The organism is Polaribacter sp. HaHaR_3_91 (assembly GCF_019278525.1).
GTDB lineage: Bacteria > Bacteroidota > Bacteroidia > Flavobacteriales > Flavobacteriaceae > Polaribacter.
Genome location: NZ_CP058986.1, coordinates 748,241 through 773,817, shown reverse-complemented (window position 1 = coordinate 773,817; position 25,577 = coordinate 748,241). Strand labels below are relative to the sequence as shown.

At 30.9% G+C, this 25,577-nt stretch carries 21 protein-coding genes; 12 read left to right on the top strand and 9 right to left on the bottom strand.

All coding sequences use genetic code 11. The features are described 5' to 3' along the window. The first annotated feature begins 36 nt into the window (after window positions 1–36). The 7 genes from H0I27_RS03160 (at window position 37) to H0I27_RS03130 (ending at window position 10,527) form a co-directional block, all read left to right on the top strand. Window positions 37–2,550, top strand: a complete 2,514-nt coding sequence (locus H0I27_RS03160; protein WP_218732466.1) for a BamA/TamA family outer membrane protein — start codon at window positions 37–39, stop codon at window positions 2,548–2,550. Between the two features lie 99 nt (window positions 2,551–2,649). After that, window positions 2,650–3,717: a class II fructose-bisphosphate aldolase gene (gene fbaA, locus H0I27_RS03155; RefSeq protein ID WP_208891027.1), complete on the top strand. Its 1,068-nt coding sequence runs from the start codon at window positions 2,650–2,652 to the stop codon at window positions 3,715–3,717. Between the two features lie 164 nt (window positions 3,718–3,881). Then, complete coding sequence (gene accD / locus H0I27_RS03150; RefSeq protein WP_165733754.1) at window positions 3,882–4,739, top strand: acetyl-CoA carboxylase, carboxyltransferase subunit beta; 858 nt, start codon at window positions 3,882–3,884, stop codon at window positions 4,737–4,739. A 195-nt stretch (window positions 4,740–4,934) separates the two neighbouring features. Continuing rightward, entirely contained in the window at window positions 4,935–5,204 is a 270-nt protein-coding gene (gene rpsO / locus H0I27_RS03145; protein WP_068449458.1) for a 30S ribosomal protein S15, read from the top strand. Between the two features lie 282 nt (window positions 5,205–5,486). Then, window positions 5,487–7,721, top strand: a complete 2,235-nt coding sequence (locus H0I27_RS03140) for a polyribonucleotide nucleotidyltransferase (RefSeq protein ID WP_218732465.1) — start codon at window positions 5,487–5,489, stop codon at window positions 7,719–7,721. Window positions 7,722–7,822: 101 nt separating this feature from the next. After that, window positions 7,823–8,947, top strand: a complete 1,125-nt coding sequence (folK, locus tag H0I27_RS03135; protein ID WP_218732464.1) for a 2-amino-4-hydroxy-6-hydroxymethyldihydropteridine diphosphokinase — start codon at window positions 7,823–7,825, stop codon at window positions 8,945–8,947. 65 nt (window positions 8,948–9,012) lie between these two features. Continuing rightward, window positions 9,013–10,527, top strand: a complete 1,515-nt coding sequence (locus H0I27_RS03130; protein ID WP_218732463.1) for an OmpA family protein — start codon at window positions 9,013–9,015, stop codon at window positions 10,525–10,527. A gap of 344 nt (window positions 10,528–10,871) precedes the next feature. On the opposite strand, the gene gldC is transcribed toward H0I27_RS03130, so the two are convergent. Together gldC and gldB are read right to left on the bottom strand one after the other, a co-directional pair. Then, the gene (gene gldC / locus H0I27_RS03125; RefSeq protein WP_165733758.1) at window positions 10,872–11,204 is read right to left on the bottom strand and encodes a gliding motility protein GldC; all 333 of its coding nucleotides are present in this window, start codon (window positions 11,202–11,204) and stop codon (window positions 10,872–10,874) included. Further along, entirely contained in the window at window positions 11,204–12,163 is a 960-nt protein-coding gene (gene gldB, locus H0I27_RS03120) for a gliding motility lipoprotein GldB (protein ID WP_218732462.1), read from the bottom strand. The genes gldC and gldB overlap by 1 nt, the downstream gene beginning before the upstream one ends. 59 nt (window positions 12,164–12,222) lie before the next feature. Between gldB and nadE the strand changes: the two genes are divergently transcribed. Continuing rightward, window positions 12,223–13,011: an NAD(+) synthase gene (gene nadE, locus H0I27_RS03115; protein WP_218732461.1), complete on the top strand. Its 789-nt coding sequence runs from the start codon at window positions 12,223–12,225 to the stop codon at window positions 13,009–13,011. Between the two features lie 59 nt (window positions 13,012–13,070). Here nadE and H0I27_RS17715 read toward each other — a convergent pair whose 3' ends face one another. From H0I27_RS17715 to H0I27_RS03090, 6 genes are all read right to left on the bottom strand, one after another. After that, window positions 13,071–13,202 carry a hypothetical protein gene (locus tag H0I27_RS17715; RefSeq protein ID WP_302849953.1) on the bottom strand — a complete coding sequence of 44 codons (132 nt, stop codon included), beginning with the start codon at window positions 13,200–13,202 and terminating at the stop codon, window positions 13,071–13,073. Window positions 13,203–13,304: 102 nt separating this feature from the next. Continuing rightward, window positions 13,305–15,323, bottom strand: coding sequence for a DNA primase (gene dnaG / locus H0I27_RS03110; protein WP_218732460.1), 2,019 nt, complete (start codon window positions 15,321–15,323; stop codon window positions 13,305–13,307). A 263-nt stretch (window positions 15,324–15,586) separates the two neighbouring features. Then, window positions 15,587–16,825 (bottom strand): ATP-dependent Clp protease ATP-binding subunit ClpX, encoded by a 1,239-nt coding sequence (clpX, locus tag H0I27_RS03105; protein ID WP_218732459.1) that lies wholly within the window; start codon window positions 16,823–16,825, stop codon window positions 15,587–15,589. 77 nt (window positions 16,826–16,902) lie between these two features. Further along, window positions 16,903–17,565: an ATP-dependent Clp endopeptidase proteolytic subunit ClpP gene (gene clpP / locus H0I27_RS03100; RefSeq protein WP_165733763.1), complete on the bottom strand. Its 663-nt coding sequence runs from the start codon at window positions 17,563–17,565 to the stop codon at window positions 16,903–16,905. A 168-nt stretch (window positions 17,566–17,733) separates the two neighbouring features. Beyond that, on the bottom strand, window positions 17,734–19,056 hold the full coding sequence (gene tig, locus H0I27_RS03095) for a trigger factor (protein ID WP_218732458.1): 1,323 nt from the start codon (window positions 19,054–19,056) through the stop codon (window positions 17,734–17,736). A gap of 92 nt (window positions 19,057–19,148) precedes the next feature. Then, window positions 19,149–19,508 carry a phage holin family protein gene (locus H0I27_RS03090; protein ID WP_218732457.1) on the bottom strand — a complete coding sequence of 120 codons (360 nt, stop codon included), beginning with the start codon at window positions 19,506–19,508 and terminating at the stop codon, window positions 19,149–19,151. A 683-nt stretch (window positions 19,509–20,191) separates the two neighbouring features. Here H0I27_RS03090 and H0I27_RS03085 point away from each other — a divergent pair. Genes H0I27_RS03085 through H0I27_RS03070 form a run of 4 tightly spaced genes read left to right on the top strand, consistent with a single transcriptional unit; the run spans window position 20,192 to window position 23,472 of the window. Further along, a complete protein-coding gene (locus H0I27_RS03085; protein ID WP_218732456.1) occupies window positions 20,192–20,635 on the top strand; it encodes a GNAT family N-acetyltransferase in 444 nt (147 codons plus the stop codon). A 48-nt stretch (window positions 20,636–20,683) separates the two neighbouring features. Then, window positions 20,684–21,490 carry a pyrroline-5-carboxylate reductase gene (gene proC, locus H0I27_RS03080; protein WP_218732455.1) on the top strand — a complete coding sequence of 269 codons (807 nt, stop codon included), beginning with the start codon at window positions 20,684–20,686 and terminating at the stop codon, window positions 21,488–21,490. A 1-nt stretch (window position 21,491) separates the two neighbouring features. After that, a complete protein-coding gene (gene proB / locus H0I27_RS03075; RefSeq protein WP_218732454.1) occupies window positions 21,492–22,262 on the top strand; it encodes a glutamate 5-kinase in 771 nt (256 codons plus the stop codon). 10 nt (window positions 22,263–22,272) lie between these two features. Beyond that, window positions 22,273–23,472: a glutamate-5-semialdehyde dehydrogenase gene (locus H0I27_RS03070; RefSeq protein WP_218732453.1), complete on the top strand. Its 1,200-nt coding sequence runs from the start codon at window positions 22,273–22,275 to the stop codon at window positions 23,470–23,472. Window positions 23,473–23,743: 271 nt separating this feature from the next. Here H0I27_RS03070 and H0I27_RS03065 read toward each other — a convergent pair whose 3' ends face one another. Continuing rightward, window positions 23,744–25,552 carry a lysophospholipid acyltransferase family protein gene (locus tag H0I27_RS03065; protein ID WP_218732452.1) on the bottom strand — a complete coding sequence of 603 codons (1,809 nt, stop codon included), beginning with the start codon at window positions 25,550–25,552 and terminating at the stop codon, window positions 23,744–23,746. Window positions 25,553–25,577: the final 25 nt, after the last annotated feature.

The following is a 25,577-nucleotide window of genomic DNA, read 5'->3' as shown; positions in this document are numbered from 1 at the left end:
AATACTATTTTTGAATTTGATAGCACTGCTAAATTAATGAAAAAACTTTCTTTATCCCTTTTATTATTACTCCTTTTTGTTTCATGTAATTCTACAAAGAATGTTGCGGAAGGAAAACACATGCTTACTCAAAATTATATATATGTAGATAGTGTAAAAAATAATAGTAGTGATATTCAAAAATACATTCTACAAAAACCCAATCCAAAGTTTTTAAACTTACCTGTTGGTTTGTATTTTTATAATATAGGAGATCCAAACAAACCTAAAACGCCTGCTACCTGGGGAGAAAAAAATCCTCGTTCTTATAATTTTATTAAAAATGTTTTTTCTGAAAAACAAAGTATTGCATACGCAAAAACTTTTATCGGGTTAAATAGATGGTTTTTAAATTATCAGGGGCCCGTTATTGTTAGTGAGAGAAAAGTAAAAAATACCGAAAATAACTTATTAACCTATTACAAAAACCAAGGTTATTTTAAATCGAAAGTAACATCAGAAATTAATAGGGATTCAATCAGTAAAAAAGCTACAGTAGCATATAGAGTAAGCAAAGGAAAACCTACACTTTTAGATACTATAAATTTTAAAATAGAGTCTTTAGTGTTAGATTCCATTTACAGAAATACAAGTACACAATCTCTGTTAAAAAAGGGAAACCAATATAACGACAAAGTATTTAGAAATGAAGCAAGTAGAGTTTTAAAGTTATTTAGAAATAATGGAATTTATAATTTTACAGAATCTGCTTTAGGTTTTTATGTAGATTCTACAAGAACAGATAACAAAACAAATGTAGATTTCTTAATTTCTGGAAACAGACTGCAAGAAACAGACGGCGCCTATATTAACACCCCTTACAAAGTACAAAAAGTAACAGAGGTAAATGTTACTACAGATTATTCATTTACAAAAAAAGGAGAACCTCTAATAGACTCATTAAAGTACGATGGAATTAACTTTTTAGCCCACAGAAAAATTAAATACAATCCAAAATACCTATCTCAATCAATATTCTTAAAACCAGGAAGTATTTACAAAGACACCTTAAGAAACTTAACAAGAAATCATTTAAAATCACTTAAAAACTTTAAATCTACCAATATAAAATTCACTCCAATTTCAGGAACTGATAATGAATTAAAAATGGATATCTTTTTAGCACCTATAGAAAAATTTACTTTAGGCCTAGAAACAGAAATAACACATTCTAACATTAGAGAAATTGGTTCTTCTGCAAAGTTTTCAATTACAAATAGAAATGCATTTAGAGGTGCAGAGTTACTAAAGTTATCTTTTTTAGGATCTTATTTTAACTCAAACAGTGGTCCTGGTTGGGAATTTGGTGCCGATGCTTCTTTAGAAATACCAAGACTTATTGCTCCTTTTGGATTAAATAAATTAGTTCCTAAAGAAATGTCACCAAGAACCTTGTTTTCTATTGGAACTAGTTTTCAGAAAAATATAGGTTTAGACAGACAAACATTTACCTTTTTATCTGATTATAAGTGGCAGTATAATGCAAAAAAAACAATTCAATTAGAAATTTTAAACACACAATATATTCAAAACTTAAACATTAGTAGTTATTTTGATATTTATAGTTCGGAGTTTTCGAATCTAGATAATGTTGCTGAAGCTTATGATACTGCTAATAATATTACTACCAATCCTAACTATCCGCTTTCTACGGATATAAATGAACAGGTACCAGAAGCATTGGCTTTTATGAGAAAGGTTGCCAATGACACTGGTTTTAAAACAACAAATTCTGACGAATACAACGATGCTTTAAATATTTTAAATAGATATAATATTATAACATCCGATTTCTTAATTCCTGTGCTAGCCTATTCTTTTACGTATAATAGTCAAACAAATTTTAATGATAATAATTTCTCATTCTTTAAAGTAAGACTTGCAAATTCTGGAAATGCCTTAGGGTTACTATCAAACAAAACAAATGTAAACAACAAAAAAACACTTGCAAACATACCACTAGCACAATACTTTAAAACAGATTTAGAATATAAGAAATTTTGGGATGTTGGCGGTAATTCAGTATTTGGAATTAGAACTTTTTTAGGTGCAATTATACCTTATGATAATTCAGATATCCCTTTTACAAAAAGTTATTTTGCAGGAGGTTCTAATGATATTAGAGCTTGGCAAACTTATGAATTGGGTCCTGGAAGTAGAAATACAGGACTAGAATTTAATGTAGGAAGTCTTAAATTTTTAACCAGTGCAGAATACAGGTTTGATGTGGTTAGCAAATTAAAAGGAGCTTTATTTATTGATGCAGGTAATATTTGGGACATTACCGGTTCTGAATTTGTTGATGAAGAATCTAAATTCAATAATGTATCATCTCTAAAAGATATTGCCGTAGGTACTGGATTTGGAGCTAGATTAGATTTTAGTTTTTTAATTTTACGTTTAGATGTTGGCTTTAAAACTTATGAACCTTATTTAACTGGTAATAAATGGCTTAAAAACTACAACTTTTCTAATGCTGTTTATAATATAGGTATTAACTATCCCTTCTAAATTAGAAATAAAACCTATAACGTTTTCGTTATTTTATGCTTACATTCAGCTGTATTTTTAGTACTTTTGATAAGTAATTAATGATTAAAATATACAAACATGAGTCATAATATAAAGCCAGGTGTTGCAACTGGATCAGAAGTTCAAGCTATTTTTAATTTTGCAAAAGAAAAAGGTTTTGCTTTACCGGCAGTAAACGTTATTGGATCTAACACTATTAACGGTGTTTTAGAAACAGCAAGAGATTTAAATGCTCCTGTAATTATTCAGTTTTCTAATGGTGGTGCACAATTTAATGCAGGAAAAGGTTTATCTAACGAAGGTGAAAAAGCTGCCATTGCTGGTGGTATAGCTGGTGCAAAACATGTACATGAATTAGCAGTTGCTTACGGAGTACCTGTTATTTTACATACAGACCACTGTGCTAAAAAATTATTACCTTGGATAGACGGATTATTAGATGCTTCAGAAAAACATTTCGAAGAAACTGGTAAACCTCTTTATAGCTCTCACATGATCGATTTATCTGAAGAGCCTTTAGAAGAAAACATTGAGATTTGTAAAACATATTTAGCTCGTATGAGTAAAATGGGTATGACTTTAGAAATTGAATTAGGTATTACAGGTGGTGAAGAAGACGGTGTTGACAACAGTGATGTTGATGAGTCTAAATTATACACACAACCAGAAGAAGTTGCTTATGCTTATGAAGAGCTTTCTAAAGTAAGTGATAAATTTACAATTGCTGCAGCTTTTGGTAACGTTCATGGTGTTTACAAACCAGGAAACGTTAAATTAACTCCAAAAATCTTAAAAAATTCTCAAGAATTTATTACTAAGAAATATGGTGTTGAAGAAAATCATATCGATTTTGTATTTCACGGAGGATCTGGTTCTACATTAGAAGAAATTAGAGAAGCTATTGGCTACGGTGTTATTAAAATGAACATTGATACAGATATGCAATATGCTTTTATGAGCGGAATTAGAGACTATATGGGAGAAAAAGCAGATTATTTAAAATCTCAAATTGGAAGCCCTGATGGACCTGAATCTCCAAACAAAAAATATTACGATCCAAGAAAATGGTTACGTGAAGGTGAAGCAACTTTCATTACACGTTTAAAACAAGCATTTTCTGACTTAAACAACGTAGATACTTTATAAAAGCAATCTATAAAATACTTTTAAAAAGCACTTTGATTAAAATCAAAGTGCTTTTTTTATGAGTTTAGACATCAAAAAGGATACTTTTAAGAAAAAACTTTTACATTTGCGGTTCTAATTTTGTTTACATAAATTTAGAAATAACCTAAAACACAACAACTAGTATGGCTTGGTTTAAAAGAACGGATAAAGGAATACAAACTTCTACAGAAGATAAAAAAGACACTCCAAAAGGGTTATGGTACAAAACACCTAGTGGAAAAATAATAGATACAGAAGAATTAAAAAGAAACTTATATGTAAGTCCAGAAGATGGGTACCATGTAAGAATAGGTAGTAAGGAATATTTCGAATTATTTTTTGATGAAAATAAATTTAAAGAATTAGACGCTAACCTTACCTCTAAAGATCCTTTAAAATTTGAGGACACAAAAAAATATCCAGATAGATTAAAAGCTGCTCAAGAAAAAACAAAATTGAACGATGCTGTTAGAACAGCCGTAGGTTTGTCTTTAGGAAAAGAGATTGTAATTGCAGCCATGGATTTTGCTTTTATTGGTGGATCTATGGGATCTGTAGTTGGAGAAAAAATAGCAAGAGCTATCGATTACTCTATTAAAAACAAGATTCCTTTTTTAATGATTTCTAAATCTGGAGGAGCAAGAATGATGGAAGCTTCTCTTTCATTAATGCAATTGGTAAAAACATCAGCAAAATTAGCACAATTAGCAGAAGTAAATATCCCATATATTTCTTTATGTACAGATCCAACAACAGGTGGTACCACAGCTTCTTATGCAATGTTAGGAGATATTAACATTGCAGAACCAAATGCATTAATTGCATTTGCAGGACCAAGAGTTGTAAAAGATACTACAGGTAAAGATTTACCAGAAGGTTTCCAAAGATCAGAATTTGTTTTAGAACATGGTTTCTTAGATGCTATCTACGAACGTAAGAACTTAAAAAAACAGATTAATCTGTATATCGATTTAATACAAAACATACCTGTTAGAGCATAATTTAAAACTTCTTTATTAAAGGTTTAAAACCAAGTAACCTCTTAGTTTTAAACCTTTAAACAGATTATTAAACATATTACAAAGAGCTAAATAATCTATATATTTTACTATCTCAAATTAAAAAAATAATCATACCTTTGCAGCTTCAATGAAAATATCATTGATATACATAATAATCATTTAAATAATATTGGAATGTATTTAACTAAAGAAGTAAAAGAAAGCATCTTCGAGAAACACGGTAAAGGAAAAAACGATACTGGTTCTTCAGAAGGTCAAATTGCATTGTTTACACACAGAATTAACCATTTAACTGGGCACTTAAAAAATAATCGTAAAGATTATAACACAGAGCGTTCATTAGTAATGTTAGTTGGTAAGCGTAGAAGTTTATTAGATTATCTAAAGAAATCTGATATTTTAAGATATCGTGCAATTATTGCAGAATTAGGAATTAGAAAATAATTCTTATAGAAAAGAGGGGCTATAAACGTTCCTCTTTTTTGTTTTTAAATTTTAAAGCATTCCTTTAGAATAGTAAAAATTATTCTCACTAAACCGAGATAGAAAAAGGTATTAAATTCTGACTAACAAACAGAATCTATATAAAAAAGGTTAAATTAGTTAACCTCATTCCTGCAAAGGCAGGAAAAAAAATCAAAAATAGTAACAGCATTTTTGAATTTCCATTGCAACAACGTACAACAACACAACAACAAACAAATTAAAAATTTAGAATTAAAATTTATGATTCCAAAAGTATTTAGAGAGGTTATAGACCTTGGAGATGGAAGAACTATCTCATTAGAAACCGGTAAATTAGCAAAACAAGCACACGGTTCTGTTGTTGTTCAAATGGGTAAAGCAATGTTATTATGTACGGTAGTTTCTAACTACAAACAATCTGACGTTGATTTTTTACCACTTACAGTAGATTATAGAGAAAAATTTGCAGCTGCAGGTAGATATCCAGGTGGTTTCTTTAAAAGAGAAGCAAGACCAAGTGATGGAGAAGTATTAACAATGCGTCTAGTAGACCGTGTTTTACGTCCTTTATTCCCAAAAGATTATCACGCAGAAGTACAGGTAATGATCCAATTAATGTCTCATGATGATGACGTTATGCCAGATGCATTAGCAGGTTTAGCAGCATCAGCAGCTATTCAGTTATCAGATTTTCCTTTCGAATGCCCAATCTCTGAAGCAAGAGTAGGTAGAGTAAACGGAGAATTTGTAATAAACCCAACAAGAGCACAATTAGCAGAATCAGACATCGATATGATGATTGGAGCATCTGCAGATTCTGTAATGATGGTTGAAGGTGAAATGGATGAAATTTCTGAAGAAGAAATGGCAGATGCAATTAAATTTGCACATGAAGCTATTAAAGTTCAGTGTGCTGCTCAAGTTGCATTAGCTGAAGCTTTCGGTAAGAAAGAAACTAGAATTTACGAAGGAGAAAGAGAAGATGAAGAATTAGCTGCAAAAATTAACGAACTTACTTACGATAAGTGTTATGCTATAGCTAAAAAAGGAACTTCTAAAGTAGAGCGCACAAATGCTTTTGCTGAAATTAAAGAAGAAGTTAAAGCATCTTTTACAGAAGAAGAGTTAGCAGATTATGGAGATTTAGTAGGTAAATATTTCAACAAATCTCAAAAAGCAGCAGTTAGAGAATTAACTTTAGCAGAAGGTTTACGTTTAGACGGACGTAAAACTACAGATATTAGACCAATTTGGTGTGAAGTAGATTACTTACCATCTGTACATGGTTCTTCTATCTTTACGCGTGGAGAAACTCAAGCATTAGCAACTGTAACTTTAGGAACTTCTAGAGATGCAATGAAAATAGATATGCCATCTTATGAAGGTGAAGAAAATTTCTATTTACACTATAACTTCCCTCCTTTTTGTACAGGTGAAGCTAGACCATTAAGAGGAACATCTCGTAGAGAAGTTGGTCATGGTAACTTAGCACAACGTGGTTTAAAAGGAATGATTCCTGCAGATTGCCCTTATACAGTAAGAGTTGTTTCTGAAGTATTAGAATCTAACGGTTCTTCTTCTATGGCAACTGTTTGTGCTGGTACAATGGCATTAATGGATGCAGGTGTTAAAATGATAAGACCAGTTTCTGGTATTGCTATGGGATTAATTTCTGATGGAGATCGTTACGCAGTTTTATCTGATATTTTAGGTGATGAAGATCACTTAGGAGATATGGACTTTAAAGTTACTGGTACTTCAGAAGGAATTACTGCATGTCAAATGGATATTAAAGTAAAAGGTCTTTCTTATGAAATTTTAGTAAATGCACTAAAACAAGCAAGAGATGGTCGTTTTCATATTTTAGGTAAAATTACAGATACTATTGCAGCTGCAAATGAAGATGTAAAAGCGCACGCTCCTAAAATGGTTAACAGAAGAATACCTAATGAATTAATTGGTGCATTTATTGGACCAGGAGGTAAAAACATTCAAGAATTACAGAAAGAAACAGAAACTACAATTGTAATTACTGAAGATCCTGTAACAGAAGAAGGTATCATTGAAATTTTAGGTACTAAACCAGAAGGAATCGAAGCAGTTATTGCTAAGATTGAGTCTATGTTATTTAAACCAGAAAAAGGTTCTGTATACGAAGTAAAAGTTATCAAAATGTTAGATTTTGGTGCTGTTGTAGAATATACTGAAGCTCCTGGTAACGAAGTTTTATTACACGTAAGCGAATTAGCTTGGGAACGTACAGATAATGTATCTGATGTTGTTAAAATGGGAGATATTTTAGATGTAAAATACTTTGGTTTAGACCCAAGAACACGTAAAGAAAAAGTTTCTAGAAAAGCTATTTTACCAAAACCAGAAGGTTTTGTAGAAAGACCACCTAGAGATGATAAACGTTCTGGTGGACGTGATAACAGAAGTAGAGATAATCGCGGACGTGATGACAGAAAACCTAGAGCACCAAGAAAAGAAGAATAATTTCTTTTTTTAATTGATATTAAAAATCGCCAATTAATTTTGGCGATTTTTTTAGTTTATAGGGTATTTGTAGATTGCTTTTATTTTCTTTGCAGCCAATAATGAAATTACAACATATTACATATTTATCTTTAGGAACAAACCAAGGTAACAAACTTGAAAACCTGCAAAATGCTATTCATTCTATTGATGATCGCATTGGTGGTATTCAAAAAATATCCTCTATCTACAAAACTCCAGCCTGGGGATTTGATGGAGACGATTTTTTAAACATTTGTATAAAAGTAGCCACTAATTTAGAACCAGAAACCTTAATAAATTTCCTTTTAGAAATAGAGGAAGAATTAGGCAGGCAACGCTCTTCACTAGAAGGGTACCAAAACAGAAAGATAGATATCGATATTTTACTATATGATGCCGAAATAATTTTATCTCAAGCATTGATAGTACCTCATCCTAAAATGTTACAACGAAAATTTGTAATGCTGCCTCTAGCAGAAATAGCTGCATCAACGATTCATCCCTTAGAAAAAAAAGACATTACAGTATGTTTACAGGGTTGTGATGACCCATCAGAAATTGAGAAATTAAATGAAGTTTTAGAAAGACCTATTCCTATTTCTGAAAAGTATAATTATATTGCTATTGAGGGGAACATTGGAGCTGGTAAAACAACTTTAGCCAATTTACTCTCAAATGATTTTAATGCTAAAATGGTACTAGAACGTTTTGCAGACAACCCTTTTCTTCCTAAATTTTACGAAGATAAAGAACGATATGCATTTCCTTTAGAAATGAGTTTTTTGGCAGATAGATATCAACAATTAACCGATGATTTAGCGCAGTTCGACTTATTTAAGAGCTTCATTATATCGGATTACTATATTTTTAAATCTTTAATTTTTGCCCAAGTAACATTGCAAAAAGAAGAGTATTTATTATACAGAAAAATGTTTGATTTAATGTACAAAGAAATAACAAAACCAGACTTGTACATTTATCTATTTCAAAATACAGAACGTCTTTTAGAAAACATTAAAAACCGAGGAAGATCTTATGAACAAAACATAGAACCAGAATACCTAAAACGGATTCATAATGGATACAAAAATTTTATTAAGACCGAAAAAAGTTTAAATTTACAAGTAATAGACGTTTCAGATATGGATTTTCTTAACAATCAGGATGATTACAAGAACATTGTTAACAAAATAAAGCAATTCTAAAAAAAAATATATATTTTTGCGGGAATCATTCCCCTATATTATTTAAAACAAAAAATCAAATTAAAATGAGGAGAATTATACTATTTATTTTATTGAGCAGTACTATTATAGCTCAATCATTCGGTCAATCTACCGAAAAAAACATCATAAACACAGACAGTACCGAAGTAAAAGGTAAGGACATTATTAAAGACAATAACACCTGGGCAATTGGTGGTGGTTTTAGTAATTTTATCATGCATGGAGATTTACGTTCTATAAGCGTTGCTGATGATTCTAATTATTGGAATTTTGGTGGTTATATATATGTAGATAAAATGTTCAACCCAATCTTAGGTTTAGAGCTTAAAGCTACATATACTAAAATGTCTGGAGGAGTACAATCATTCTCAAACGGATATTCTCTTAGATATGTACCAAATAATGTTATTAGTGATGCTGATTTTCGCTTTGAAGGTAGATCTTACGGTGCTGAGTTAAATTTAATCGTAAGTTTTACAAATATGTTTAAAAGAGAATCTACTAAATGGCATGCTGCAGGATATTTTGGAGTTGGATATCATCAATATGATTCTGCTCTTTATAAAACAGATCCAACAGGAGCAACACCAGATGAACTTTTAGTTGACTTTGGTTACAACCGTGATAGAAATAGTGTAAATGAAGCAAGTTCTATCTTTTTATCTGCACAACTAGGGGTAAAAAGAAAAATAAGTAGAAGATTAGATCTAGAATTTAGAACAGGTATGTACTTTAATAATGAAGATCATTTAGATGCAGCTGTTTCTGATAAACAAACTTGGGAAAGCTTTTTTGTGACTAGTTTAGGAGTTGTTTTTAAATTAGGAAAGAAAAAAGAATACATTATATGGGCTGCTGAAGAAGCTCCTGGAGCACAATTTAAAATTGTTGACACAGATAACGATGGTGTAATGGATGAATTAGATGTAGAGCCAAACACTCCAAAAGGTGCAATGGTATATGGTAACGGTCAGGCTGTAGATACAGACGGAGATGGTTTACCAGATTACAAAGATAAATGTCCTTTAGAATATGGACCACTATCAAATGAAGGTTGTCCTTTAAATATAGATACAGACGGAGACGGTGTAATGGATGCAAAAGATTTATGTCCTAATACTCCAGGTCCAGTAGAAAACAGAGGTTGTCCTAAACAAGAAGCAGTAGCTCCTGTTAACATTACACAACAAATTGGATTGTTAGCTACTAGTATTTACTTTGATACCAATAAAGATGTAATTAAGTTAGTGTCTTATAGTACTATTGATGAAATCGTAGGACTAATGAAACAAGTACCAGATGTAAGATTTGTTATTGAAGGTCATACAGATGATAGAAATAGTGATAGATACAACTTATATTTATCTCAAAGAAGAGCAGAAAGTGTAAGAAAATACATGATCAAACAAGGTATTGCTAACGAAAGATTAGAACCTAAAGGTTATGGTGAATCTAGACCTAAATTCTCTAACGAGAATGCTGGAGGTAGACAATTAAACAGAAGGGTTGAAATTAAACCAATAAATGCGAAAGTACCAGTAGAAGTACTTCAAGAATAATTACCACATTATTTTATAAAAAAGAGGCTACTTATGTAGCCTCTTTTTTTTTGCAGTATCAAACAATATTGAATGGAATTTTACAAAACCGAATTTTATTATTAACACAAAAAGCCATTACTCCTAAAAAGAGTAATGGCTTTTATTAAAAATATAATTGTCTTTTTTAAAGTAATAAAAAATGAAATACATAATTAATTTTACTTTGTTCAGAATCTCACAAAACATTTAGACAATATTCTATATTTACTTAAAACACAAATTAAAGTTATTACTAATTGTAATAACAGAAAAAGGTTATCCAAAATAATTGGACAACCTTTTTTATAAAAATAAATGTGCTTTTATTTCAGCTCTAATTTCTCTGCAAAATAATCACAAAAGTCACGCATAGTAGCACTCATTTTCTGATCATCAGTTGCACGTTCAAATGAATCTGCCATAGACACTAATGTCTGATGATAAAACTGTTTCATTTCATCTACAGGCATCTCTTTTGTCCATAAGTCCATACGCAAAGTATCTTTTTTCTTATGATCCCAAACAGAAATCATAATCGCTTTGGATTCTTCATTATCTATACCACCATCTTTTGCTGTCCAGTAAATTTCTTCTGGGACTTTGTTTTCATCTAAACCAATTTCAAAATTAATTTGTGAATTATGTTTTATTGACATTATTTTTTAGGCTTGTAATTTGATTTTTGGAATAATTCCTCAAAATCAATAATTAATAATTCTTGCAAAGATACATCATTATTTTGCATAAAAGACTTTACAATCTGCCACCCTAACCATGCACCAATTCTTCCTGGAGAATCATTATCATTCTGTAAATAAAATTTAGAAAAGGGAGCATTGTCTAAAAACCTTTTATTTAAGGCTGTTTCTGTGCTAAATAGCAACTTTCTTTCTACAAAATATTTCCAAATATTTTCTTCATTGGCAATAGCCCAGTCTAACTTTTCACTTGAATACCCAATTTTAAATTGATCTGAAATGGTAGGCAAATACAAATCTAACGCATACAATTTCTTTCCTTCATGAATCATTTTTGATAAAAAACTTCTATTAGGTAATGCTACAAATTGCTTTTCTATCATAGAATTTGCTACATCAACAACTATATTTTCTTTGGTATTGTTTTCTTTGATGTATTTTGGATAATCTGCATAAAATCTGTGTGTTTTACCTAAGTACACATCCAAAGAAATAAACAATAAACTATCTGCATAAATCACTCTACTATTATAATCTATATTAGAAATCATAGTAACCACATCGGGAGCTTTAAAATTGGTATTATAATATTTAACATGCTTAAAAAGAGAGGTTAATTGAGATTCTAAGGGAGAAATATCTGCATATAACTTTTGAGTCTCTAAAAATAATTCTTGCTCATCTTTATCGGCTATTTTTAAAATAGCCAAACTATCTGAAAATGATTTTGGAAATAAATAAGGATATTTATTTTTAAGCGCAGGTAATGTATTTACTGTTGAATTATAAAAATCAACTTCGTATCTTTTTGTGGTAAAATCAATATTTACTGTAGAAACATCAATTTGAGTGTTTTTTTTATCAGAACACGAAAAAAACACACATAAAACCATTAAAATCATAAAATAAAATCTCATATTCTTTGTACCTTAGTCATTAGATTTAAGAACGCTAAAAATACTAAAATAGTTTATCAATGAAGACTGAAAAGGTTGCCGAATACATTATAAAATGGCTAAAAGATTATGCTGAGAATGCAAAAGTAAAAGGATTTGTAGTTGGAGTTTCTGGCGGTATAGACTCTGCCCTTACCTCTACTTTATGTGCTAAAACTGGTTTACCTACTTTATGTGTAGAAATGCCAATTCATCAATCTCCAATTCAGGTTAGTAGAGCACAAGAGCATATTACACAATTAAAAAATAATTTTGATAATGTTTCTGATGTTTGCGTAGATCTAACCTCTACTTTCGAGGATTTTAAAAATGTTGTACCAAATGCAGATCCTTCAGCTAAAGTAGATTTGTCTTTAGCAAATACAAGAGCTAGACTTAGAATGACAACTTTATACTATTTAGCAGGTCTACATAGCTCTTTAGTAGCTGGAACAGGTAATAAAGTAGAAGATTTTGGCGTTGGATTTTACACCAAATATGGTGATGGTGGTGTTGACTTAAGTCCTATTGCAGATTTAATGAAATCTGAAGTATATGCATTATCTGAGTTTTTAGAAGTACCAAACTCCATACAAAAAGCACAACCAACGGATGGGTTATTTGGGGATAGCAGAACTGATGAAGATCAAATAGGTGCTTCTTATGATGAATTAGAATGGGCCATGGTGATGCAAGAAAAAGGAAAATCTGAAAATGATTTTTCAGGAAGAGATCTAGAAGTTTTTAAAATTTACACAAGATTAAATAGAATTAACCAACATAAAATGCTACCAATTCCTATTTGTGAAATTCCAAATGAAATAAAATAGAAACATAAAAAAAGCCTTAATTCTATTAAATTAAGGCTTTTCTATTTATAATTTTATTATTACAGCAAATTTGCTGCAACCATCATCTTTTTAATCTTTAAATATGCTTTTTTCTTAGAACCTGATGAAATTTCAAATGGTAACAATAGGAATAATTGAATAATTTTTAAAAATTGTAATGATCTTTTCATAATACTGAGGGTTTTCTTTTTGCGAGTGCAATATACAAAAAATCTATTTGATTATAAATTAATGCTATAGGGATAAACACCCGATTTTACAATTTAATAATATTAAACAACTCTATTCAGCTTTTCAAAGAGCCTCATTTTCAGGTTTGTATAATTCCTAATAACCTCTAAATCTATTGGTGAGCCTTGGTTTGCTACAGCCTCACTCATCAATTCATCTATCTTTTCTCCTATTAAAACGCGTCTTAAATTATACACCACATCATTCACATCTTTGGCCAAAACTTCTAAAGCAGACTTTACCTCTATGTTTTGCCCTTCCCAATTACTTAGCTGTCTATTAGGATTTTCTTTTTCCATTAAAATAGAAGTTACAATGGTAGATATTTCTGAATTCTTATGATTAATTAAACCATCAATATCTAATTTTTCTAACTGATTTAACTGATGAATAATTTCGGTATAAATTTCTTGAAAAAGTACGTTAGAAAATTCTATTTCATCTTCATGTAAATGCACATAAATTTCTGCTGAAACCGTATTTTCATATTTCCTTGTATCTATTTTCTCTCTACCTGCATCATCTACATTTATAACTTCTTCCGTAAACTCTACTTCTTCATTTCCATATAAAAGTAAAATTTTAATAATCTCATTTTCTAAAATAGAAAGTTGATCTATTTTCTGGTTAGCAACTACACCACCTTTAACCAAGCCCATTTTAGTTTGTTCTTGTCCACTAGCATAATCTGGTGGAGGCTCGTTTGGGTTTTGTTGTGGGGTGTTTAGCTGTCTGTTAGATTTACTTTTTTCTTGTAATCCCTTTTTTAACAACTGCGCTAACTCACTAAACAATACGCGTTCTGAAATATCCATGATTCTAGAACATTCTTGTACGTAAACTTCTCGCTGAATACCATCTGGAATTTTAGCTATACTTGTTACAATATCTCTAATTACACCCGCTTTTTTTATAGGGTCGTTATTAGAATCTTTTAATAAAAGGGATACTTTAAAATTGATAAAATCTTGTGCAGAATCCTCTAAATAAGCTGCTAATTCTGCATTTGAATTGGCTTTTGCAAAACTATCTGGATCTTCGCCATCAGGAAACTGAACTACTTTTACGTTCATTCCTTGCTCTAGAATTAAATCGATACCACGAATGGAAGCTCTAATTCCGGCTGCATCTCCATCAAAAAGTACAGTAATATTTTTTGTTAATCTATTTATTAACCTAATTTGATCTGGTGTTAAAGCAGTACCAGAAGACGCTACTACATTCTCTACTCCAGATTGATTAAAAGAAATTACATCCGTATAGCCTTCTACCAAAAAGCAATTGTCTTGTTTGGCTATTTCTTTCTTAGCTTGGTATAATCCGTATAGAATTTTACTTTTATGGTAAATATCACTTTCTGGTGAATTTAAGTATTTAGCTGCTTTTTTATCAGCCGTTAAAATACGCCCTCCAAAACCTAAAATACGTCCCGACATAGAATGTATCGGGAACATTACACGTCCTTTAAAACGGTCGAATTGTTTGTTCTCTTTTACAATTGTAAGTCCTGTGGATGCTAAAAACTTTAAATCGTAGCCTCTTTTTAAAGCAGCATTTGTAAAATTATCCCACTCGTCCATACAATATCCTAACTCGAACCTTTTAATAGTTTCATCTGTAAAACCACGTTCTTTAAAATATGACAATCCTATGGCTTTTCCTTTATTAGAAGTAAGCATTAACTCATGAAAATAATCTTTAGCAAAGGTTGAAACCAAATACATGCTTTCTCGTTCATTCATCTGAGCTTTTTCTTCAGATGATTGCTCTGCTTCTTCAATTTCTATATTGTATTTTTTAGCCAACCACCTTAATGCTTCTGGATAGGTATAATGTTCATGCTCCATTAAAAAGGAAACAGAATTCCCTCCTTTTCCTGTAGAAAAATCTTTCCAGATTTGTTTTACTGGAGAGACCATAAAAGAAGGTGATTTTTCGTCTGTAAACGGACTCAAACCTTTAAAGTTACTTCCTGCTTTTTTAAGCACAACAAATTCTCCAATAACCTCTTCTACTCTAGCTGTTTCGAAAATGCGGTCTATGGTACTTCTTAATATCATTTATTGGTTTTATTGGAAAGTGATGACAAAGATAATAATTAGAACGTTATTTTTTCTATTATAAAAAGTTCTAACAAAATAAAACCTCAAAGGTTTTAAAAACCTTTGAGGTTTGTATAAATTTTAAATAATTGTTTTTACAAACTTCCTTTTTTAGTTTGCGATACGCGTTAAGGATTGCGCAATTGTTTGAGCTCTTTTTTGTTTTTCTACAAAAAAAGCGAGTGCAAAAGCCTGCCCCTTGTGGTAACGCCCAAAGAAAATTAAGAAGCTGCCTTTAATTTCTTTAAAGTTGAATTAGATAATTTTGCTTCTGCATACTCCTTAGTTACATTTAGTTCTTTTTCATCAGAACTTGGTAAATCGAACATGGCATCTGTAAAAATTGCCTCACATAAAGAACGTAATCCTCTTGCTCCTAATTTATATTCTACCGCTTTTTCTACGATATAATTTAAAGCTTCTTCTTCTATCGTAAACTCCACATCATCCATTGTAAACAACTTAGAATATTGCTTAATAATAGCGTTTTTAGGCTCTGTTAAGATTGCTCTTAACGTGGTCGCATCTAATGGATTCATGTAGCTTAATACTGGTAAACGCCCAATAATTTCTGGAATTAAACCAAAAGCTTTTAAATCTGAAGGAATAATGTATTGTAACAAGTTGTCTTCATCTACTTTATCATCATCTAAAGAAGCACCAAAACCAACAGCTTGCATATTTAAACGCTTACTTATATATCTTTCGATTCCAGAAAAAGCACCACCTGCAATAAATAAAATCTCTTTAGTGTCTACTTCTATAAATTTTTGCTCCGGATGTTTTCTACCTCCTTTAGGCGCTACATTTACAACTGTACCTTCTAATAATTTTAATAAAGCTTGCTGTACTCCTTCTCCAGAAACATCTCTTGTAATAGAAGGATTGTCTCCTTTACGAGCAATTTTATCAATTTCATCAATAAAAATAATACCTCTTTGCGCTTTTTCTACATCGTAATCTGCAGCTTGTAATAATTTACTTAAAATACTTTCTACATCTTCACCAACATAACCAGCTTGCGTTAAAACAGTGGCATCTACAATAGCAAAAGGAACGTTTAACATTCTTGCAATTGTTTTTGCTACTAAGGTTTTTCCGGTTCCGGTTTCTCCAACTAAAACAATGTTAGATTTTTCTATTTCTACATCGTCTTTATCGTCTTTGGTTTGTAATAATCTTTTATAATGATTATAAACTGCTACTGCCATTGCTCTTTTAGTTTCTAATTGACCAATAATATATTGATCTAAAAACTCTTTAATTTGCAAAGGCTTTCTAAGCGTTAAATCTTTAGATAAGTCGCTAGATTTTGCTTCAGTAATTTCTTCTTCTACAATTCCGTGCGCTTGCTCTATACATTTATCGCAAATATGAGCATCCATACCTGCTATTAACAAGTCTGTTTCTGCTTTTTTTCGTCCGCAAAACGAACATTCTAAATTTTCTTCTTTCGACATTTTTCCTCGCTTTAGGCTCTAGGCTTTAAGCTCTAGGCAGGCTAACTGCATAGAACTTATTGCTTAAAGCAAACTATTTACTTTTTTCTTGCTAAAACTTCGTCAATCATTCCGTACGCTTTTGCTTCATCTGCTTTCATCCAATAATCTCTATCAGAATCATTGTGTACCTTTTCTACAGTTTGACCAGAGTGGTTTGCAATAATATCATACAACTCTCCTTTTAACTTTATAATTTCTCTTGCAGTAATTTCGATATCTGAAGCCTGACCTTGTGCACCACCTAAAGGTTGGTGAATCATAACTCTAGAATGTGGTAATGCAGAACGTTTACCTGCTGCTCCTGCACACATTAAAACGGCTCCCATAGAAGCTGCCATACCTGTACAAATCGTTGCTACATCTGGTTTTATGAACTGCATAGTATCATAAATACCTAAACCTGCATACACTCCCCCACCTGGAGAATTGATATAAATTGAAATATCTTTATTAGCATCTACACTTTCTAAAAATAATAACTGAGCTTGAATAATATTTGCTACCTGGTCATTAATTCCTGTTCCTAAAAAGATAATTCTATCCATCATTAAACGAGAAAAAACATCCATTTGAGTAATGTTCATTTGACGCTCTTCCATAATATATGGCGTTACACTACTTGTAATCTTGCCATAATAGTTGCTGTTAATTCCGTGATGTTTTGTTGCGTATTTCTCGAACTCTTTTCCGTAATCCATTATTATGATGCTTTTTTAAGTTTAATATTGTAAATATAAGAACTATTTCTTACTATTTTGTTTCAGTTTGTCGCTAAAAAAACCTGAATATAACAATTCAGGTTTTTAATTATTTATAATTTTAAAACCTCTCGACTGTGCTCGAGGTGACCTATAAATAACTTACTGTTATTTATATACTTCTTTAATAAAGTCTTCGTAAGAAAGCTCTTTAGATTTAAAACTCATGTTCTCTTTGTAAAAAGTTAATAACTTGTTACTAATTAACTGAGATTGTAATTTCTGAGCTTCTTCTTGGTTTTGTAAAATTCTACCAGCAATATCATCCAATTCTTTTTCTTCTGGATTTGTATTACCAAATTGAGCCATTTGCGTACGGATAAATCCTTTTGCATAGTCTACCAATTCTGTATAATCTATTTTAATATCATTATCTTTCATAACCTTTCCTTCGATTAATTGATAACGTAAACCTTTTTCTGATTTTTCAAATTCTGCAGTAGCTTCTTCTTCTGTTAAAGGCTTTTCTCCTGCAGTTCTTAACCATTTCTTTAAGAAATCTGCTGGTAAATCAAACTTTGTACTTTCTACTAAATACTCTGTAATAGCATTTAATAATTGTTGATCTCCTTGCTGTTGAAATTGCTTTTCTGCGTCTTCTTTAATTTTTTCTCTTAATTCAGTTACAGAAGTTACACTTCCATCAGGAAATAATTTATCGAACAATTCCTTGTCTAAATCTGCTGGCTCTGTTTTTGTAACTTCTTCTACGGTAAAAGAAACAGTAATGTCTAAATCGTGAATTACATCATGAGAAACACCTAAAATGTGTTCTAATCTATGAGCATCTTCAAATAAATTTTTTGTACCTAACTCTACTACGTCACCAACTTTAGCTCCAACTAATTTAGAGATGTTCTCATCACCATTTAAGTCTTTTACGATAAAAGTAGATTTTTTGTTGATTTCATTTTCTTCATTTACAAAAGTACCTGTAATATTAGATTCTTCAGTAGCTTCTTCTATGGCACTTACTTTACCGTAACGAGTTTGAATGTTCTTAACTTCTTCGTCAAGTAATTCTTCTGTTGCAATAATATTGTATTGTGTAACTTTATCTTTAGCTTTTAAATCTACCTCAAAAACAGGTGCTAAACCTAATTCAAATTCAAAAGAAAACTCTTCTGCATCCCAGTTAAAATCTTCAGTCATTCTAGGTAAAGGATTACCTAACATTTCTAATTTTTCTTCTGCTATAAATTTATTTAAAGACTCTTGTAAAAGCTTGTTAACCTCATCTATCATAATAGATTTACCATACTGCTTTTTAATCATCCCCATTGGTACATGTCCTTTTCTAAAACCAGGAACATCTGCCTTTTTACGGTAATCTGTTAATAAACTTGATACTTTTGCTTGATAATCTTCTGCTACGATATCTACTTTTACAACTGCGTTTAACGCATCAATGCTTTCTTTTGTAATATTCATTTCTTGTTCTTTTATCTTGAAAAATCGAGTGCAAAATTAATAATTTTAATTGATTGCACAAATGTTAAATACTTCTAATTCAGTATTGTTATTTAGTTTTGAATTGTTTTGGTATCCTCTTTTAATAATGAAAATAATGCCGATCTAAAAATAGACAGTAAAACACTGAATAATAGGGCAGCAAAAAATCCGGAAACAGCAAAACCATCTACTAACTTATCTGCCAATAATATAATGCACGCATTAATTACAAAAATAAATAAGCCAAAAGTGACAATAGTTGCAGGTAATGTAAAAAAGATTAAAAGTGGTCTTACAAACATATTTAGTAACGATATAACCACAGCAACAATAATTGCCGCAACATAACCTGCTACAGAAATACCTGGTAAAATATTAGCTAAAACAATTACTGCTAAAGCCGTTAATAAAATTTTTAAAAAGGTTTTCATACTGTTTATTTTTAGAGATAATTGCCAAAACTGTACCAAATGAAAAAGTCTGCTTTTTTGTCATGCTTTGAATTTGAGCTAGCTTGTATTTAAGCATAAAAACGAATAACTATGCTAAACAGAATTCAAGCCAATCACTATATATCATACATTTATAGGTAAAAACTAAAACCAACAATCCTTAAAGAATCAAATCTTTAAAATTATCGAAAATCAAACAAGAGATCATATCCTAAAGAAACCAGTGTCACTTACAAAATGTTATGGATATCGGATTTAACAAAAAACACCACAATCATTTGTTTGGGAGCATTTTCTTCGGATGTATATATCACTTAAAAAAAAACAATTTTACGTCCCGCTAACAATATTGATACATAATATTTAAACAACTACATTTTTTTACCTTTATAAATCTATAAAACAAGATATTTTGGTATTAAACCTATATAATTTGATAGTAGCATATGCTTTTTGTACCTTTGCATTATGAAAATAAGGATACACAAACAGCGTAACTTTAGAATATTCAACTTTAATTTTTTAGTGTTTAAAAACCAACCTAAAAAATTCATACCTCCTCACTCTTTTTTTAAATAAACGCTCCTAGCGTTTAACTTCTTTTTTAAGCTTTTTAGCTTTTCATTTTTTATCGTTTTAGATAAATCAAATCAATAGAAATAATGATGATGATTAAAACTTTTGACGCCTTTACGAGGATGTCCTACATAAATATTAATAAAATTTCAAAATTTTTACACAAGCACTTAGAAGACGACTGTAAAGAGGACAAAAGTGCCATTCGTAAATCACTTTTATATGCTGCCAAAGAAACATCTAATCTAGGTGGCTATGCATTTGTTATAGAAGAAAAAGACAAAATAATTGGAGCAATTGTAGTTAATAAAACGGGGATGAGTGAATATCAATCTGAAAACCTAATTACCTACCTGGCAGTTCATAAAGAATATAGAGAACAAAAAATTGCTACAAAACTAATAAAAGAAGCTACCAAATACTGCAACGGAAACCTATCTCTAAACATTAATAAAAATAATAATGCTATCGAGTTATTCAAGAAAAACGGATTTGTATCACAAAAAATTCAAATGACATTACATAAATAACACTCAGAATAAAATTCAAAAAGAATAATAGTAACTTAAAATAAAAAAATGAAAATACTAGTAATTGGCGCAGGAAATATGGGGCTAACGTATGCTCAAGGAATGTCTAAATCTAAATTGTTAAAGAAAAAAAACATTATGGTTTTAGATAATTCTGCAGAAAAGTTAGAAGAGTTAAATGAAATATCTCATTTTGATGCCTTTAAAGAACTAGAAGACTGCGTACCAAAAGCAGACATCATCTTTATTGCTGTAAAACCATACCATGCAGAAAAACTTTTTAAAGCATTAAAACCCTTTACAAAACCGGGTCAGGTTATTGTATCTATTATGGCTGGTGTTAATATAGATAACATTAAAAAATATTCTGGATTAAACAAAATAGTAAGAGCAATGCCTAATTTACCAGCTCAAATTGGTAAAGGTTTAACATCTTATGTAACTTCAGAAGAAGTATCTAGATTAGAAAAATTAACCGTAGAAAGCTTATTAGACACCACTGGTAAATCTATGGAAGTAAGCAGCGAAAAACTGATTGACGCTTCTACAGGAATTTCAGGAAGTGGACCTGCTTACGTATTCTACTTCATGCAAAGTATGATGGAGGCTGCCTTAAAAATGGGCTTCTCTAAAAACGATTCTTCTGTTTTAGTAAGTCAGACTTTTACTGGAGCTATCGAATTATTTAATCAATCTAATTTATCGCCAAATTCTTGGATGGAAAAAGTAGCTTCTAAAGGAGGTACAACTCGTGCCGCTTTAGACTCTATGGAAGATAATAATGTAAATGAATTAATTAAAGACGCCGCTTTTGCCGCTTTTAACAGAGCTGTAGAAATGGGTAAAGAACATTAAAATGTATAAAGAAAGAATAGTAATTAAAGTAGGTACCAATGTAATGACAAACAGAGATAACAGAATTGTTAGACCTGTTTTAAGACGCTTGGTAAAACAAGTTGCAGAATTATACGAACGTGGTATTATTTGTATTCTAGTTTCTTCTGGATCTGTAATTGCAGGTAAAGAAATTCTAGGAGAATCTAGTATTGAAAATAATACGCAAAGAAGGCAAGTGTATTCTGCTATTGGGCAACCAAGAATGATGCGTCATTATTACAACCTTTTTAATGATTACGGTATGAAATGTGCACAGGTTTTACCTACAAAAAGAGATTTTTCTCCTGGCGTACACAGACAAAACATGATTAATTGTTGCGAAGGTTTGTTAGCAGAAGGCGTAATTCCTATTGCCAATGAAGATGATGCTGTTTCTGTAACAATGTCTATGTTTTCTGACAATGATGAGCTAGCTAGTTTAATTGCACAATTAATAAATGCTGATAAATTAATTATTCTAACAGATATAGACGGATTGTACACAGGACATCCGGAAGCTGAAAGCAGTAATTTAATTACCAATGTAAATCCAGATGACGATTTAGATAAATATATAAAAGATAGTAATAAAAAACCTGGGGAAGGTAGAGGCGGAATGGGTTCTAAGTTAGATTATGCCCAAGAAGCAGCATCTAACAACATCCCTACTTTTATTGCAAACGGAAAAAGAGATAACACCATTATTGATATTATTGACGGAAAGTCCGTCGGTACAAAAGTGGCACTTTAAAATCTATAAGATGAAATTATTAGAAACAACCATTAAAAATAACGTACTAACAAGCATGACCAAGATTCTTGATAAAAATCGAGAAGCCTTATTAAAAGCAAACAAAAGAGATTTAGATGCTTTTAATAAAGAAGATCAAGCAATGTTTGACCGTTTGATTTTAAACGATCAAAAAATTGATGGAATGATAAAAGCCATCAATGAAGTTAAAGCGCAAGAAGATCCAGTAAATCAAATTATTAGTGACATTACTTTAGAAAACGGATTAAAAGTAACCAACAAAACAGCACCATTTGGTACCATCATGATTATTTATGAATCGAGACCAGATGTTACTGTAGAAGCGGCCGTTTTAGCCTTTAAATCTAACAATAGAATTTTATTAAAAGGTGGTAAAGAAGCCTTATACAGTAATAAAATATTAGTAGATTTCTGGCACAAAGCATTAACAGAAAATAATCTAAGTGAAGATTATATTAAGTTCTTGCAAATGGATAGAACCGAAACACAAGAATTTTTAAGAAACCCAACAGAACAATTAGATTTAATTGTACCAAGAGGAGGAGAACGCTTAATTAGTTTTGTAAAAGAACATGCAACTTGTGCCGTTTTAATTAGCGGACGAGGTAATAACTTTATCTATATTGATGAAAGTGCCGACTGGAACAAAACATTAGCGGTAATCATCAATGCAAAAACTGCTAAAATTTCTGCATGTAATGCATTAGATAAAATCCTTATCAATAAAAACATAGAAGGTTACGAGTCTAAATTAAAAGATTTACAAACTGTTTTAAAAGAAAAGAAGGTTACTATTTTAGTTGATAAAAGCGTAAAAGAAGTATTAACAGACGAAGCTCTAATACCTGAAGAAAGTGTTTGGAAGGAAGAATTTTTAGCTTTAAAATGTTGTATTGGTGCCGTAGAAAATTTAGATGAAGCTACAGAAATGATTAACAAATATTCTGGAGGTCATTCTGCCGCAATAATGACCACTAATGATGAAAATGCTGATAATTTTATGCAACAAGTAGATTGTGCTGCTGTTTACAAAAACTCTTCAACGAGGTTTACAGATGGTGGTCAGTTAGGTGTTGGTGCAGAATTAGCGATAAGTACAGACAAATTACACCACAGAGGTCCGTTAGGATTAAAGAAATTAGTCACCAATAAGTATTATATTATTGGAGATGGAAATGTGCGTGCATAACCTATTTCACAAATTATATTAACTTTTGGTTTTCTTGTTATAAAGCAGGAAAACCAAAATTTTTTTAAATACTAAATTTATATATATCATTCTTTAGAAACTAGCGACAGAAATTCATCTTAAAGAAGTAAAATATAAAATTAGAAGACATATTTCTACAAACAAGCCCGCGTTAGGGATTGCAGTGAAAAGCCCACAGGGAGGAACGACCGAGGACTTGAAACGTAAAGCCCGACCCTTTTGGGTAACGCCCTAATAAAAATATTTTTTTTTATTTATCCTGTAACTCTGTAGCCTTACGCTCTAACTCTGCCTGAAATTCTTCCATAACTGGTTTTACAGTGCTATCTGGTATGTCTGATACTTTGATGTACATTAAGCCATCTACGGCATTATTAAATTTAGGATCTACATTAAACGCAACCAAACGTGCGTTTTGTTTTACGTATTTTTTAATCAACACAGGAATTCTTAGTGCTCCTGGTTCAATTTCATCGATAATTTTATCGAACTTTTGCATGTCTGCTTTGGTAGCATCAAACACAAAATCTTTGTCACCGTCTTTTAATTTTACTTTGTATTCTTTCTTCGGATGAATGTATTGCGCAATATATGGGTCGTAATAATGAGATTTCATAAACTCTATCATTAACGATTTTGAAAAATCTGAAAACTGATTGCTAATAGAAACTCCTCCCATTAAGTATTTATATTCTGGATAACGTAAAGTAACATGTACAATTCCCTTCCATAATAAAAATAGTGGCATTGGCTTTTGTTGATATTCGCCAATAATGAAAGCTCTACCCATTTCTATGGTATTGTCCATCATTTGAAATAATTCTGGCTCAATTCTAAACAGTGTTTGAATATAGAAACCATTAATACCATATTTTTTATAAATATCTTTTCCAAGCCCCATTCTGTAAGCTCCTGCCAAACAGTTTGCTTCTCTGTCCCACAGTAACAAATGGTGATAATATTTGTCGAATTTATCTAAATCTATTTCTTTATTGGTTCCTTCACCTACAGCCCTAAAAGTAACTTCTCGCAATCTACCAATTTCATGTAATAAATTAGGAATCTCTTTTGCACTGGCAAAAAACACTTCGTAGTTCTTACTTTCTAACAACCTACCATCTCCTTTTCTTAAAGCATCTACTTCTTTAATAAATAAATCTGTATTTCTTTGAGGTGTTATTTTTTTAGCAGCCTTTTTAGGAATCTTTAAAGTTTGGGCAGATATTAACTTATGTGCTTTTTCAAAAGGATTAGCCAACATATAAGTTTTCTTTCTGATAAATTCGGAATAAGCAGAAATCTCTTTATATTCTTCTTGGTCTTTTACAGAAATTGGCTTCCCTATTCTTACTTTTATAACTTTACCTCCTTGAGATATTACTTCAGATGGTAATTTTGCAGTTCTTAAAGTATCTGATATTTTTGATAAAAAATAAAATAGACGACTGTTTTTTGCATGAAAATAAATAGGAATTACAGGCACATTCGCCTTTTTAATAAACCTAACAGCACCTTCTTCCCAAGGTTTATCTACATTTAACTTTCCATCTTTATAAGTAGATACTTCTCCTGCAGGAAAAATACCTAAAGGATTCCCTTCTCTTAAATGTAATAATGCATTTTTAATACCAGCTACACTAGATTTAGCATCCTTTCTTGATTCAAAAGGATTTACAGGCATTACAAAAGGCTTTAAAGGCTCAACTCTGTGTAGTAAAAAATTGGCTATAATTTTGTAATCTGCTCTTTTTTCTATGAGTAATTTTAGTAATAAAACACCATCTATACCGCCTAAAGGATGGTTAGACACCGTAATAAAAGGGCCCTCTTTTGGAATTCTCTTTAAATCTTCTTCCGGAATTTCAAATTTGATATCGCAATCATCTAAAATACTGTTTAAAAAATTTAAATCTTTTTTATTTTTATTCTTAGCGTAGATTCTATTGATTGCAGAAATACGAAGTATCCTTAATAGAATCCACCCAATAAAAGTTCCTAAAAAACCAAACTTATGTAAACCAATTACTTGCGCAATCTCTTTAGCTGTTACTAATGCCATATATTATAATTAGACGGAACTGCAA